Here is a 13,363-nt window from a genome sequence, read left to right on the forward strand (position 1 = left end):
TGAGCGAGGGGTGAGTCAGGCTCACCCCCGCCGCAGGTCAGGCGATGTCTTCTGCCGGGGCGTCGAGGCCCATGGCGTTCAAGCGGGCGTAGTAGCCGTTCTGGGCCAGAAGTTCGGCGTGGGTGCCGCGCTCGACGATCCGGCCCTGGTCCATGACCAGAATCAGGTCAGCCTTCTCGATGGTCGATAACCGGTGAGCGATCACCAGGGTGGTCCGGCCTTTCATGACCTGGTCCAGTGCCGCCTGGATGTGCCGCTCGGATTCGGTATCAAGGGCCGAGGTGGCTTCGTCGAGGATCAGCAACGGTGCGTTTTTCAGCAACGCCCGGGCAATCGCCAGACGCTGGCGCTGACCACCGGACAGCAACACGCCGTTCTCGCCGACTTGAGTGTCCAGGCCTTCGGGCAACTGCGCGATGAAGTCCATGGCGTAAGCGTCTTTCGCCGCTTTCTCGATGTCTTCACGGGGCGCGCCGGCCAGATCGCCATAGGCGATGTTGTTGGCCACGGTGTCGCTGAACAGCGTCACATGCTGGGTCACCTGGGCGATGTGCTTGCGCAGGTTCAGCAGTTTGTATTGTTCCACTTCAACGCCATCGATCAGGATCTCGCCCTTGTCGTGGTGATAGAAGCGTGGAATCAGGTTGGCCAACGTCGATTTACCACTGCCCGAACGCCCTACCAGCGCCACCATCTGCCCCGGCTCAACCGAGAAGCTGATGTCGTTGAGCACCTGGCGATCGGTGTCCGGGTAGGTGAAGCTCAGGTGGCGCACGTCCAGGCGACCAGTGACCGCATCGCGCTCAATGGTACCGGTATCGATTTCCGGCTCGACATCCAGCTGTTCGAAAATGCTCTCGGCACCGGCCACGCCTTTCTGGATGGTCGAGCTGACTTCGGACAACTGGCGGATCGGCTTGGGCAGCAGGCCGGCCAGGGTGATGTAGGCAATCATGTCACCGGCTGAAGCGTCGCCGCGCAGGTACAGCACCAGGAACATCAGCACCGCCATGGCGGAGTAGATCACCAGTTGCAGCAGCGGCGTGTAGATCGCGCCGGTACGGGTCATGCGCAATTGCTTGTCGGTGTTGCCCTGGCTGGCGGCCAGGAAGCGCTTCTGTTCGTAGACTTCGCCGCCGAAGCTGCGGACCACGCGATAACCCTGGATCGTTTCCGAGGACACGTGGGTCACGTCGCCCATGGCGGCCTGGATCTTCTTGCTTTGCTTGCGGAATTTCTTGCTCGCGGTGCGCACCATGACCGCGATCAGCGGCAGGATCGCGACCATGACCAGCGTCAGCTTCCAATTCATGAACAACAGCGAGGCAAACAGGAAAATCACTGTCATGCCCTCACGAATTACGACCTTGATCGCATCCGTGGCCGCCCCGGTCACCATGGTCACGTTAAAGGTGATACGCGAAATCAGATGACCCGAGTTATGCTTGTCGAAGTACCGGTTAGGCAAGACCAGCAGGTTGTTGAACAACTGCACCCGCAGGTCGTGGACCAGCCCGAGGGACACCTTGGCCAGGAAGTAGTTGCCCAGGTACGAGCCGAAACCTTGCCACGCGGCAATCAGGATGATCAGCAATGGCACCGCCTGCAGCAGTTGCAGGTCGCGCAGGTAAGGCACCGTTGGAAACAGCACGGCCTCTGGATTGGACAGGCCATCGACGAAGTACTTGAGAATGTAGCCGAGCATTGGCTGCGTCGAGGCGAAAATCAGAAAGCCGACAATGCTGATCAGGAACAGACTGATGTACGGCCGGACATAGCCGAGCAGACGGAAGTAGATTTTCAAGCTCGATGGGCTTGCGGAGAGACTGGAGTCGGTCATATCACGCGAATGTCGATAAAAAGGACGCTGACTTTAGCACAGCTTCTTCAGGGTTCTGGCAAACGCATAAAGGCTGTTATTGTTAGGCACTGCATTCAGCATCAAATAGCCATCCCCCCGAAATGGCCGATCAACTTCAGGATTGAATCTCTCAGCATGCAACTCAGCGGTTTCAACAGCACGTCCAATCGAGTTTTCGACTTCATTTGCCTGTGGATTCTTCCACTGGGCTATCTTTTGCTCCTGTGTGCGCTGTTCTTTCTGCCCGGGCGCAGCCTTCACCACAAGTTGTTTTACGGCCTGTTCAGCATTCCATCGCTGATTGCCCTGTGCCTGCGCCCGCGGGAACTCAAGGAATTGCTGCGTGAACCGGTGTTCATCGCACTGTTGCTGTTCGCCGCGTGGGCCCTGCTAAGCCTGTGCTGGGGACCGACGGATGACGAGAGCATCCCCGCCCAGTTCAAGCCGGCGCTTCATACGCTGCTGTTGTTCGCCGGTTCCTATCTGCTGGTGCGCCACCGCAGCGAAATCATCCAGCCACTGCTGTTCAGCGCGGCGATGGTCGGGTTGATCGCCTCGGTCTACAACCTGTTCATGTTTGCCCATATCTATGAGCCGGGCATGCGACTGATTGGGGGCGGCGCGTTCGACAACCCCTTGCTCAGCTCGCATATCTTCGGCTTTTTCTGTGCCTATTGGTTGAGCCTGAGCATGACCTGCAAGCGGCGCCAGATGCTCTGGCTCAGCCTTCCGGCGATGGCCATCATGTTTGCCGCGGTAATCGCCACGGGCTCCAGGACCCCACTGGTTGCCCTGACACTGGCTGCGCTCTGGCTGGGCTTCATTTGCTGGAATCGTCGTTCAATCGTATTGCTCGCAGCGCTGACCGTCAGTGGGTTAGCGGTCAGCGTGCTGTTTTCGCGGATGCTCATTGAACGAGGCGACTCCTTTCGCTTTGAAATCTGGCAGTTGGCCCTGAGTCGGATTGCCGAACACCCGTGGATTGGCCATGGCTACAACGCCAGCCTGGCACTCGACCCCGGCGTCGGCTACACCTTGCAAGAGCCGCATAGCTTTGCGCTCGGCGTGCTCTATTACGTCGGCATTATCGGCTTGTTGCCCTGGCTGTTTTTCCAGGCCTGGGCCCTGTTGAGCAGCTGGCGCTATCGCGTCCAACCGCTGTTCATTGTTGCCTCGACCTGGCTGATATTCGGGATTGGAGCAGGTTTGACCGAGGGCGGCGGGATCATTTCTCGCCCCAAGGAGCACTGGTTCCTGCTGTGGATTCCGCTGGCGCTGATCGCTGCGCTGAGCATCAACCAGCGCGCCAGACGCCTGCTGGCCACGCCGGTCAAGACGCTGACGCCGACGGCATTCGTGCAGATGGCCGCCAATGCCCAGGTGATCGAGGAGGATGGTCTCGGGCCGAAAGTACTGCGCCTGGTCGATGGCAGTTTCCTCAAGCTGTTCCGTCGTCGTCGCTGGTACACCTCGGGCAGTTTCAACCCTTATTCCGAACGCTTTGCCGTCAACAGCGAGCAACTGCGGACCCTGGGCATTCCAACACCACAGACCCTGGCCCTGTACCGCCTCGAAGACGGCAGCAGCGCGGTGCATTACTCGCCACTGCCCGGCAACACCCTGCGCCAGGTCCTGCAAGGGATCACCGCGCCGGCGGTGCGCCAGGCACTGGTAGAGCGTTTCGGCAAGTTCATGGCGCAGTTGCATGAGCAAGGCGTGTATTTCCGCTCCCTGCACCTGGGCAACGTACTGGTGCTGGACGACGGCGAGTTCGGCCTGATCGATCTGGCCGACATGCGCATCTACCCGTCGTCACTGAGTCTGTCACTGCGTCAGCGTAATTTGCGTCATATGCAACGCTACACCGAAGATCGGCGCTGGCTGTTCGAAGATCACTTCCAGGCGCTGCTCCAGGGATACGCCGCCACCGCATCCACATCCGCCGTAAACAACCTGCACAGGCAAGTGCTGGCCGCCAGCAACACGGCCCGGGCTCATTGATGATTGAAACCAACCCCCTCATAGCGGTGGCAGCCTACGTGCTGGCCATCCTGACAGCCGCCTTGTTGTTGCGCGCCGTGCCGAAAATCGCCCGCCACCTTCAGCATTCCGGTGAAAGTCGCTTTGCCAGCATCGACGGCTTGCGCGGCTATCTCGCGTTTGGTGTGTTTATTCACCACTCGATCATTACCTGGATCTTTCTGCGCACCGGCGTGATTGATTTCCCGCCGAGCAATTTCTATTCGCAGCTCGGCCAAGGCAGCGTCGCGCTGTTTTTCATGATCACCGGTTTTCTGTTCTGGAGCCGATTGCTCTCCCAGGGACGCCAACACGATTGGCTGGCCTTTGCGGTCTCCCGGCTGTTCCGCCTGTATCCGCTGTACCTGCCACTGATGCTGATTGTGTTTGTCTCGGTCTTCCAGTTGCAGAACTGGGAACTGAAGGAGCCCGGCATCAAGCTTGCCGGACAGATCCTGGCCTGGCTGACCTTTGACCGACCGGACATCAACCAGTACCACCAGACGGGCATGCTGATTTCCAACGTCACCTGGACCCTGGGCTACGAGGTGTTTTTCTACCTGGCGCTGCCTCTGGCCGCGATGGTGTTCATCTATCGCGGCAGCTGGCTGCAAGTGGTGTTGTGCCTGATCGGCATTTACGTGCTGTACCAGGTGGTCGGCTGGGAACACTCGCTGAAGAAGCATTTCCTGGCCAGCTTCCTGGGGGGTATCGCTGCCGCGTACTGGGTGCGCCGCCCGCAACTGGTGGCCTGGAGTCAGACGCGACTGGCGGGCATTATCGCGTTGCTCGCCCTGGCCATTGCCTTTACCGCTTTCAACCGGGCGTTCAGCCTGATGCCGCTGCTGCTGATGTCGGTGTTCTTTGTGATCGTGGCATCCGGGCACACGCTTTTTGGCGCCCTGAAGCCGCGCAGCATCCGCTGGCTGGGAGAAATCAGCTACAGCACCTACCTGCTGCACGGTTTCCTGCTCTGGGTCATGGTGCAGCGCCTGCCGCACGTGCTGAACATCGACACCCGGGAAACCTGGGTCTTCCTGCCGACGATGGCGCTGTGTGCGTGCCTGCTGATTATCATCAGTAGCGCGACCTTCCTGTACATCGAAAAGCCTGGCATCAACGCCGGCAAGCACGTCTTGAAGTGGCTGCGTCAGGGCCGGATGGCGAAGAACCTGAGGGAAAAGTTCGCCCGATAACATCGAGCGAACTGCCTGAACGAATTCAGTCCTTTTCCAGCGGCGAGAAGTACAGCCGCCCCAGACCACGCCAGGTCTTCTTGTTCCAGGCCTTGAGCGGGATCTGCGCCAGCAGCTCCCGCGCCAGCTTGCGGTCACGGTTGGCGGTTTTAAGGAACATCGAGCTCAAGAACTTGTAGCGCACCTCGTCGTACAGCGGATGATCGCTGAACAAGGCGTAGGAGCGCAGGATGTTGTCGATCATGAAACGGTGGTTCTTGTAGGAGTTGGTGGCGTGCTTGCGATAGCGCGCCATCAGCACATTCAGGCCGTCGATGAAATAACCGGCATGGGTCACCTTCAGCTCGATCAGCAAATCCTCCAGACGAATGTTCGGATCGAACCCGCCCACCTTGTCCAGCGCTTCACGGCGAATCATCAGGGTCGGCGCAGGCGGGTAAGGCTTGCGCTCCAGGAACATGTCATCGAAATCCAGGCGACGGAACGGCACATCCCGGCGCTGGCGCTTCTCCGGGTACAGATTGCCATCGGCGTCGATCAGCTCGATGTTGCCGGCGCAAATGCCAACCTCGGGCTTGCCGTCCATGTACGCCACCTGCGTGGCGATGCGCTCCGGCAACATGATGTCATCGGAGCCGAACGGCACGATCAGGCTCCCCGTGGAACGGGCGATCGCGCCATTGAGCGTATTGGTCAGCCCCTGATTCTCCTGAACCCGGAAATCGAAGCCGTGTTGAGCCTGCAACGCCTTGATGCGCTCGACGCTGTCGTCTTTTGAACCATCATCGACCACCAGCAACTCGATGTTCGAGTACGTCTGGTTGATGACGCTGAGGATGCTTTCCTCGATGTAGCGAGCGTGGTTGTACGACGCGATGATGACCGTGACGATGGGTTGCGCGTCGTTCATTTCTGTTCCTTGCGAGCCTGTTCCAGGCCGGAGTCGATCAGGTTCAGGTATTCCTGGCGGAACACCTCGATGTCGTGTTCGGTCTGCAGATAACGGAACGCCTGTTCGCCCTTGGCCTTGAGTTCGTCGTCCGACAGGCCGAGGTAGTTATCCAGCGCCGCGACCAGGCTTGGCACATCCTTGGGGGTAATCGCCAGGCCACCGGCGCCCTCGATCAGCGGCAACATGGCCGGCACGTTCGAAGCGATCACCGGCAGATGCCCGCTCATGCCTTCGAGCAGTGCCAAGCCCAGGCCTTCGGCCAGGGACGGCATGGTCCAGACGTCGAACGCGCGAATGTACTGCAAGGCGATTTCCTTGAAACCCAGCAGATGCGCCCGGCCGGTCAGGCCCAGGCGCTCGATCTCGGCGGCCAGTTTCGCTTCTTCGCGGCCGGCACCGATAATCGCCAGTTGGGTGTTCGGGTATTTGTCCTTGAGCGCGGCAAATGCCTGCAACAGGTAGGTATGCCCCTTGACCGGCACCAGGCGACCCAGGGCGCCAATCAGCCGCACCGACGGGTCGATGCCCAACATCTCACGGGCGCGCTCGCGGCTGTGCTGCAAGCCTTCGGCCTGCTCGATGTCGATGGCGTTGGTGATGGCGTAGGTGTTCTGCTCGGTAAAGCCGCAATCGCAGTCCAGCAGGTACTGTTTGACCGCTGGCGAGACGCCGACGAAGCGCCAGTGCCGATCCACCAGGCGCTGGGTCTGGCGGCGCCGGTAAAACCGGTCGTACTCGCCAAAACCGTGGGAGATGCCGATGCACAGCGGCACTTTCAGCCAACGGTTGAGCGTCAGCATCATGTTCACGGGTTTGAAACGGTTGCAGATCACCACGTCGAACTTCTCTGCGCGGCAAAACTTGTACAACTGCCACATCGCGCGCAGGCGCATGCCCTTGAGGGACTTGTCGGAAAACTCGAAATACACCGAACGGTCGGCACGGCTCACTGCCTCGCCCGGCCCCGGCTTGCCGCGTAGAAACGCGGCAGTCACCTCATAGCGATCGCTCGGCAGCGCCTTGACGATCTGCTCTGCCAGGTCGGCAAAATCATGGGCTTTGACGTTGTAGTCAGGCTGCAGTTGCAGAACCTTTGACCGTTGACTCATAACTCTCCCCGTGGAAACCAGTCGCATCGATGACCCAGGCCGGTTCGGCGGCGAGGCGCCTGACCTCGGCTGGATCGGGTGGGGGCAACCGTGACCACTCGTTGCGTTTCCAGCAAACGAAGTGGAAATACGGAAACCGGCGATCGCCATCGCGATCATTGCTCAAACTGCCATCGCGCCAATACCAGTGACGCGGAAAATCGTCCGTGCCGTCATGCCACTTGATGCAGCCACCCGGCGTGCTGAAGGCCTCGGTGAATTCGCTGCGGCGACGCCACGGATTGAGCTTGCCCACCAGGGTGAACAGCGGCTCTGGAAAATTCTTGCGCCAGTGGAAGATACGGCTGAAAGCCCCTTCGTCCAGCGCGTGATGCTCCTGGTCGGTAAAACGCGTTTGCCAACCCTTGATCTGCATGAACAACTCACGCTTGCGCGCGGTATTGCGCATCAGGCATAGATGCCCTGCAACCCGCCGCTCATGGGTAGAAAACAGGTCATGACCGGCCAGCCGATCCGGGGTGAAGTAACTTCGCAGGTCACCATACACCAGATCAATATCGCCAAACGCCCAGAAATCATAGCCTTGCAGGCGGTCGGCATGAATGTGTCCCAACGCCGGCTTGATATCGCACAGCTTGTAAGCGGCAGCGGGCGCAAAGTCGATCTTCAAGCGCCGTGACACCAACGCACAATAATCACTGAAGGTCATGGCCTCGACGGTGACGTTGGGCGGCAGATTTTCAGGCGTACCGCAGTCACTGAACAGTAACCAGTCGATATCGGCGTTACGTCTGCAACTCTCCAGAAAGAACGGCATCCAGAACGGCCAATGGCCGAAATAAGGAATCAGAAAAAGAATACGCGGGCATGAGTTCATCACACAAAGTCACTGCGGCTGTTTAATTTGCCGACATGCTAAACCGCGTCATGCTTCATTTTTACTGTGCAGATGTATCTGTTTGCTTCAAAACCCACAACAATTCATGGCGTCTCACCGCTTTGCGGAAGAACTCATTCTCGCCATAAGTCGGCGGCACCCGTCCAGCCAACAGCCGTTGTATGCAGCGGCGCAAACGTCGCTTGAACGGCAGGGGCGGTTGCAAGTCATGCATCATGCCCAGCGCCATCGCCTTGTCGCGTTGTTGCTCGATAGACATCGGCAGGCAGCACGGCTGCATGGGCACGCTCGAATCGAATGCCGGCGGCAGCGCAATGCCCTGGCCCTCATTGCCCATCGGCCAGCGATCATTGTCGTGCAGGTGATTGGCGTAGCCGAGCAGGGTCGGCTGGAAGTCCAGGCCCCGGAGTGCTTCAAGGACGGCTTCCTGCGCGCAGATATGATCGGGGTGCGGATCGAGGGTCGGGTGCGGCAACACGATCACTTCCGGACGGGCTCGCATCAGCACTTCACGCAGGTCGGCCAGCAGGTTGTTCCAGGTCGGCGCACCGTCGGCATCGCCCGGCAGAGTGAACGGGTTCAACTGACGAAACAGGCGGGTGTCGCCCAACTCCGCTTCCCGCGAACCCATCGGTTGCGACGGCGCCGCTTTCATCGCCGCCAGTTGCAGGCAGAAATAGCCCAGCTGCACGCAATGCGCTTCCGGCACTCCGGCCCAGCGCGGCACGGCGATGCTGTCCCAGGCACGCAAGCGGCCCTTGAGCCGCGCCGCTTCAACCTTGTTCAGACCCATCTGCTGATAGTGTTCGGCTTCGATCTCGCCGGCGGTGAGCGTGACGATCCAGGCTTCACTGGCCTGGCTGTACAAACCGTAGGCCGCCAGTTCGGCGTCGTCGGCGTGGGGCGCAATGACCATGACTCGCTGACGGTGGTAATCGGGCAGCTCAAAGGCCCAGAGCACCGGTTCGCCGAGCAACCGGCAGAAGCGCCCGCGCAACCGCAACTGTCCTTGGGACAGTACGTGCGACTGACCCGTCAGGTTCAAGTAGCGCAGGCCATCGACGCCGCGTTCGAAGGTTTGCTGGTCGGGGTTATTGCCACCGGCCAACTCGATCACCGGGTCGATAAAACGGCCCAGCCAGGTGCTTTTGACCCGCAACGCCAGGACCAGCGTGGCGTCGTCGACCAGCATCACGCCTTCGTCCAGCCGCAGGTGCTCGCCCACCAAGTGAACCTTGGGCCGCTGGGTGTAGGGCGGGAAGCTGTACTGGTAATCGTCTTTGGGCGAATAGAACAAATGGTCGGCGAACCACGCCTCATGGGCGATCCAGCCCAGGACCGCGAGCACCAGCGGCAGCCACCAGGCCACCAGCAGGCCGATGACGATCAACAGCGCCAACGCGATCAGCAGACCGATGCGTTTGTTGCGACGGTGACGCTTGAGCAGTTGCTGTTTGCGACTCATGGGTTGGCTCATACGGTGAAGACCGGCACAGGATTGCACCAGCGGTCCTTGTATTCACGGTCGGCCCGACCGAAGGAAAACCGCAGCGGTTTACCCAAGGCGCGAGCGTGTTCCCAGGCGCTTTGGGTGTTGAGAAAACTCAGCACGCTGCCGGGGCTGAACTCGCGGGTTTCAGGATCGACGCCGCCATTGATGTACTCGACGCTGATCCACTCCGGCGCTTCGACGCGGTACACCAGTTGAATCGCAATCGGCGTCTCGTTGAGGAAAATCACCGAGCCGATCAACAACTCCCGCAACAACTCGATCACCTCGCCCATGCGCGCCGCGCCGGTCGCCGGAAAGCCCCAGCGGCGCTGGAACAGGTCGCAGTAGATCGCCGCCAGTTCGCTGCTGGAAAAGTCGCTGACCGGCCGTACCACTCCACCTGCTTCCTCCAGCAGACGCAATTCGCGACGCTGGTTGTAGCGAAACTTTTTCGACAGTTCTTCGGGGGTGCGGGCCATGGCCAGTTGTTCGGTTTGCAGCTTGATGCCGCTGAAGCGACCTTCGTTCAGGGCGGACAAGTAACGCCCGCGATGACGCAAAGGAGCCTGAGCCTCGGCGGCGGCCGGCAAGATCAGCTCGGCATTGCCGAGGTCGAACAAGCCTTTTTTGCCGCTGCGTTTGAGCACGTCCTTGGACAAGGCGAGGTCGCGGCCCCAGGTCGGGATCGCGGCTTTGATTTCGCCATCGTGTTCCCAGGCCAGGTAGCGCACCGGTATCTCCGCCAGCGCGGCCAGCCGCTCGACGACGATGGGATGGGTGGCGACACTGCCGCCAAAACGCTGCCAGGCATCGGCATAAGTCGAGGCGTCGACCGACGCCCAGCCTCGTTCGCGCCAGCCTTGAAATCGGTTGAGCATCAGCCCCTCTGTGCCAGTTCGGTAACGTGTGGCAAATGCCAGAAAGCCTCGCGCACCGCGCGGTCGGAGAAGCGCTCGCGCAAGCGGTCGAGCATCAGCTCGGCACACTGGCGACGTTGCTGCTCGTTCATCGCGGCCAAATGTTGCAGCCCTTGCGCCAAGCGCTCGGCATCGCCCAGCGGGAACAGAATGCCCACGCCTTCGACCACTTCCTTCGCCCCACCACATGCGGTGGCGAGCAACGGTACGCCGGCGGCCATGGCTTCAAGCAGCACCATGCCGAACGGTTCGTGATCGGAACTGAGGGCAAATACATCAAAAGCGCGGAAGTAACGCCGGGCTTCGGGCACTTGGCCGAGGAACAGCACGCGGTCGCCGATCCCCAGTTCACGGGCCAGATCCTTGAGGCTCTGTTCCAGGCGACCGGAACCGAGAATCACCAGTTGGCTATTGCCCGGCAAACCCGGCAACGCCGCGGCGAAACCGTGCAGCAGCGTGGCCTGATCCTTGTCCGGATGCAGCCGCCCGACGTTGCCGACCACCCAGGCGTCCACCGCCAGACCGAGGGTTTCCCGGGCTTCGCGAGTCGATACCTGAGTGACCTGCAAGGCCTGCACATCGATACGGTTGTACAGCGTCTGAATCCGCGCCGCCGGCCATTTCGGCAAGCACTGGCGCATGTCGTCGCGCACCGCATCGGACACGCCGAGCAGGCTCAAGCGCTTGCGGAAAATATGCGCGAACAGTTTGCGCGTGCCGCGTTTGTAATCGTCAAACGCGTGGTGCACGCCAATCACCGGCAACGAGGTGCCGAGCAAGGCGATGTAGATCGGCTTGAAACGATGGGCGATGCAGAAACTGAAGTTGCGCGAGGCGGCGATCTTGCGCAGATCGCCGATGGCGCCCAGCTTCAGGCCACGAATGGCCTTGGAGCTGTATTCCATGAACAGCACTTCATCGGAAGCGCAGCCCGCGGCGACGTCGCTATCGGCGGCCCCGGTCAAAAAGACCGTGGTCACCCGATAGCCAGTCCCCGCGAACAGGCTGGCGTATTGCCGGGCGCAGTCCAGGAACGGCCCGTCATAGCCGTGGCAGAACTGCAGCACATGGCGCTCAGCCGAGCGTGTCATAAGCGTCCGCGCCTTCTTTGACCACCAGAATGTCTTCCATGATCAGGTATTGCAGGTCGGAGCCGAAGAACATGTTCAGGGCGTCGGTCGGCGAGCAGATCATTGCCTCGCCACGACGGTTGAGCGAGGTGTTCAGCGACACGCCATTGCCGGTCAGTACTTCCAGCGCTTTCATCATGTCGTAGTAGCGCGGGTTGTATTCGCGTTTGAGCACCTGGGCCCGGGACGTACCGTCTTCGTGGACGACTTCCGGCACGCGGGTCTTCCATTCTTCCGCCACTTCAAAGGTGAAGGTCATGAACGGTGCAGGGTGATCGACCTTGATCATCTGCGGGGCCACGGTGTCGAGCATCGACGGGCAGAAAGGCCTCCAGCGCTCGCGGAACTTGATCTGGTGGTTGATACGGTCAGCCACGCCGGTCGCACTCGGGCAACCGATGATCGAACGACCGCCCAACGCGCGCGGACCGAACTCCATACGACCCTGGAACCAGGCCACCGGGTTGCCGTCGACCATGATCTTGGCGATGTTCTCCGGCATGTTCTCGATCTTGCGCCAGGCCGGCTTGCTCGGGTGACGGGCGCACGCGGCGATCACGTCTTCGTTGCTGTAGGACGGGCCGAGGTAGACGTGTTCCATCTTCTCGACCGGCACACCACGGGCGTGGGACACGTAGGCTGCGGCACCCACCGCGGTACCGGCATCGCCGGACGCAGGCTGCACGAACAGTTCCTTGACGTCATCGCGGGCGATGATTTTCTGGTTCAGCTTGACGTTCAACGCACAGCCGCCGGCGAAGGCCAGCTTGCCGGTTTCCTTGAGCACGTCGCCCAGGTAGTGGTCGATCATCTGCAGCGAGATCTTTTCGAACAGCGCTTGCATGCTGGCCGCGTAGTGGATGTACGGCTCGTCGGCGATGTCGCCTTCGCGCTTCGGCCCCAGCCACTCGATCAGCTTCGGCGAGAAGTAGAAACCCTTGCCCTTCTCTTTATAACGACGCAGGCCGATGACGTTGGCGTAGTCGGTGTTGATCACCAGCTCGCCGTTTTCAAACGAGGCCAGGCGCGAGAAATCGTATTTGCTGGCGTCGCCGTACGGCGCCATGCCCATGACCTTGAACTCGCCGTCGAGCATCTCGAAACCGAGGAACTCGGTGATCGCGCCGTACAGGCCGCCGAGGGAATCGGGATCGAAGAATTCCTTGATCTTGTGGATCTTGCCGTTTTCGCCATAACCGAAGAAGGTCGTGGCGTACTCGCCCTTGCCGTCGATCCCCAGGATCGCGGTTTTCTCTTTGAAACCGGAGCAGTGGTAAGCGCTGGAGGCGTGGGCCAAGTGGTGCTCGACTGGCTCGATCTTGATTTTCTTCGGGTCGAAACCCAGTTGCTCAAGGCAGAACACGATCTTGTTGCGATAACGCTTGTAGCGACGGTTGCCCATCAGGATCGCGTCGAGGGCGCGGTCCGGGGCGTACCAGTAACGCTTGGCGTAGTGCCAGCGCGCCTTGCCGAACAGGCTGATCGGGGCGAACGGGATCGCGACCACGTCAACGTCGGACGGCTTGATGCCTGCCTGTTCGAGGCAGAACTTCGCCGATTCGTAGGGCATGCGGTTCTTTGCATGTTTATCGCGTACGAAGCGCTCTTCCTCAGCCGCCGCGACCAGCTTGCCGTCGATGTACAAGGCTGCGGAAGGATCATGGCTAAGGGCGCCGGACAGGCCAAGAATCGTCAATGCCACAGGGGTCTAGCCTCTTTAGTCTGCATTCAGGCGACAAGCGCCTCAAAAATTAATGTGCCCTCGCAAGGGGCGAGAGACAGCTAAAGG

At 60.4% G+C, this 13,363-nt stretch carries 10 protein-coding genes; 2 read left to right on the forward strand and 8 right to left on the reverse strand.

The window, feature by feature from the left end:
• Nucleotides 1-37 precede the first annotated feature (37 nt).
• Nucleotides 38-1,840 carry a lipid A export permease/ATP-binding protein MsbA gene (gene msbA / locus HKK52_RS17875; protein WP_169371920.1) on the reverse strand — a complete coding sequence of 601 codons (1,803 nt, stop codon included), beginning with the start codon at nt 1,838-1,840 and terminating at the stop codon, nt 38-40.
• A 156-nt stretch (nt 1,841-1,996) separates the two neighbouring features.
• Between msbA and HKK52_RS17880 the strand changes: the two genes are divergently transcribed.
• Both HKK52_RS17880 and HKK52_RS17885 read left to right on the forward strand, forming a co-directional pair.
• Nucleotides 1,997-3,862 (forward strand): bifunctional O-antigen ligase/aminoglycoside phosphotransferase family protein, encoded by a 1,866-nt coding sequence (locus HKK52_RS17880; RefSeq protein WP_169371921.1) that lies wholly within the window; start codon nt 1,997-1,999, stop codon nt 3,860-3,862.
• Nucleotides 3,862-5,076, forward strand: coding sequence for an acyltransferase family protein (locus tag HKK52_RS17885; protein WP_169371922.1), 1,215 nt, complete (start codon nt 3,862-3,864; stop codon nt 5,074-5,076). The genes HKK52_RS17880 and HKK52_RS17885 overlap by 1 nt, the downstream gene beginning before the upstream one ends.
• 25 nt (nt 5,077-5,101) lie before the next feature.
• On the opposite strand, the gene HKK52_RS17890 is transcribed toward HKK52_RS17885, so the two are convergent.
• Genes HKK52_RS17890 through HKK52_RS17920 form a run of 7 tightly spaced genes read right to left on the reverse strand, consistent with a single transcriptional unit; the run spans nt 5,102 to nt 13,276 of the window.
• Nucleotides 5,102-5,986, reverse strand: coding sequence for a glycosyltransferase (locus HKK52_RS17890; protein ID WP_169371923.1), 885 nt, complete (start codon nt 5,984-5,986; stop codon nt 5,102-5,104).
• The gene (locus HKK52_RS17895) at nt 5,983-7,137 is read right to left on the reverse strand and encodes a glycosyltransferase family 4 protein (RefSeq protein ID WP_169371924.1); all 1,155 of its coding nucleotides are present in this window, start codon (nt 7,135-7,137) and stop codon (nt 5,983-5,985) included. Before HKK52_RS17895 ends, HKK52_RS17890 begins: the two co-directional genes overlap by 4 nt.
• Complete coding sequence (locus HKK52_RS17900; protein ID WP_169371925.1) at nt 7,100-8,017, reverse strand: DUF6625 family protein; 918 nt, start codon at nt 8,015-8,017, stop codon at nt 7,100-7,102. Before HKK52_RS17900 ends, HKK52_RS17895 begins: the two co-directional genes overlap by 38 nt.
• A gap of 58 nt (nt 8,018-8,075) precedes the next feature.
• A complete protein-coding gene (locus HKK52_RS17905; RefSeq protein WP_169371926.1) occupies nt 8,076-9,500 on the reverse strand; it encodes a PIG-L deacetylase family protein in 1,425 nt (474 codons plus the stop codon).
• Nucleotides 9,501-9,508: 8 nt separating this feature from the next.
• Nucleotides 9,509-10,405 carry an antimicrobial resistance protein Mig-14 gene (locus HKK52_RS17910; RefSeq protein ID WP_169371927.1) on the reverse strand — a complete coding sequence of 299 codons (897 nt, stop codon included), beginning with the start codon at nt 10,403-10,405 and terminating at the stop codon, nt 9,509-9,511.
• Entirely contained in the window at nt 10,405-11,535 is a 1,131-nt protein-coding gene (locus tag HKK52_RS17915) for a glycosyltransferase (RefSeq protein WP_169371928.1), read from the reverse strand. Before HKK52_RS17915 ends, HKK52_RS17910 begins: the two co-directional genes overlap by 1 nt.
• Nucleotides 11,519-13,276 carry a carbamoyltransferase family protein gene (locus HKK52_RS17920; protein ID WP_133837954.1) on the reverse strand — a complete coding sequence of 586 codons (1,758 nt, stop codon included), beginning with the start codon at nt 13,274-13,276 and terminating at the stop codon, nt 11,519-11,521. Before HKK52_RS17920 ends, HKK52_RS17915 begins: the two co-directional genes overlap by 17 nt.
• Nucleotides 13,277-13,363 lie beyond the last annotated feature (87 nt).

This window comes from Pseudomonas sp. ADAK2 (assembly GCF_012935755.1).
Taxonomy (GTDB): domain Bacteria; phylum Pseudomonadota; class Gammaproteobacteria; order Pseudomonadales; family Pseudomonadaceae; genus Aquipseudomonas.

Bases quoted from the DNA above. Each gene is read 5' to 3' on its own strand.
- msbA (WP_169371920.1), bottom strand. From the start codon at position 1,840: ATGACCGACTCCAGTCTCTCCGCAAGCCCATCGAGCTTGAAAATCTAC.
- HKK52_RS17880 (WP_169371921.1), top strand. From the start codon at position 1,997: ATGCAACTCAGCGGTTTCAACAGCACGTCCAATCGAGTTTTCGACTTC.
- HKK52_RS17885 (WP_169371922.1), top strand. From the start codon at position 3,862: ATGATTGAAACCAACCCCCTCATAGCGGTGGCAGCCTACGTGCTGGCC.
- HKK52_RS17890 (WP_169371923.1), bottom strand. From the start codon at position 5,986: ATGAACGACGCGCAACCCATCGTCACGGTCATCATCGCGTCGTACAAC.
- HKK52_RS17895 (WP_169371924.1), bottom strand. From the start codon at position 7,137: ATGAGTCAACGGTCAAAGGTTCTGCAACTGCAGCCTGACTACAACGTC.
- HKK52_RS17905 (WP_169371926.1), bottom strand. From the start codon at position 9,500: ATGAGTCGCAAACAGCAACTGCTCAAGCGTCACCGTCGCAACAAACGC.
- HKK52_RS17910 (WP_169371927.1), bottom strand. From the start codon at position 10,405: ATGCTCAACCGATTTCAAGGCTGGCGCGAACGAGGCTGGGCGTCGGTC.
- HKK52_RS17915 (WP_169371928.1), bottom strand. From the start codon at position 11,535: ATGACACGCTCGGCTGAGCGCCATGTGCTGCAGTTCTGCCACGGCTAT.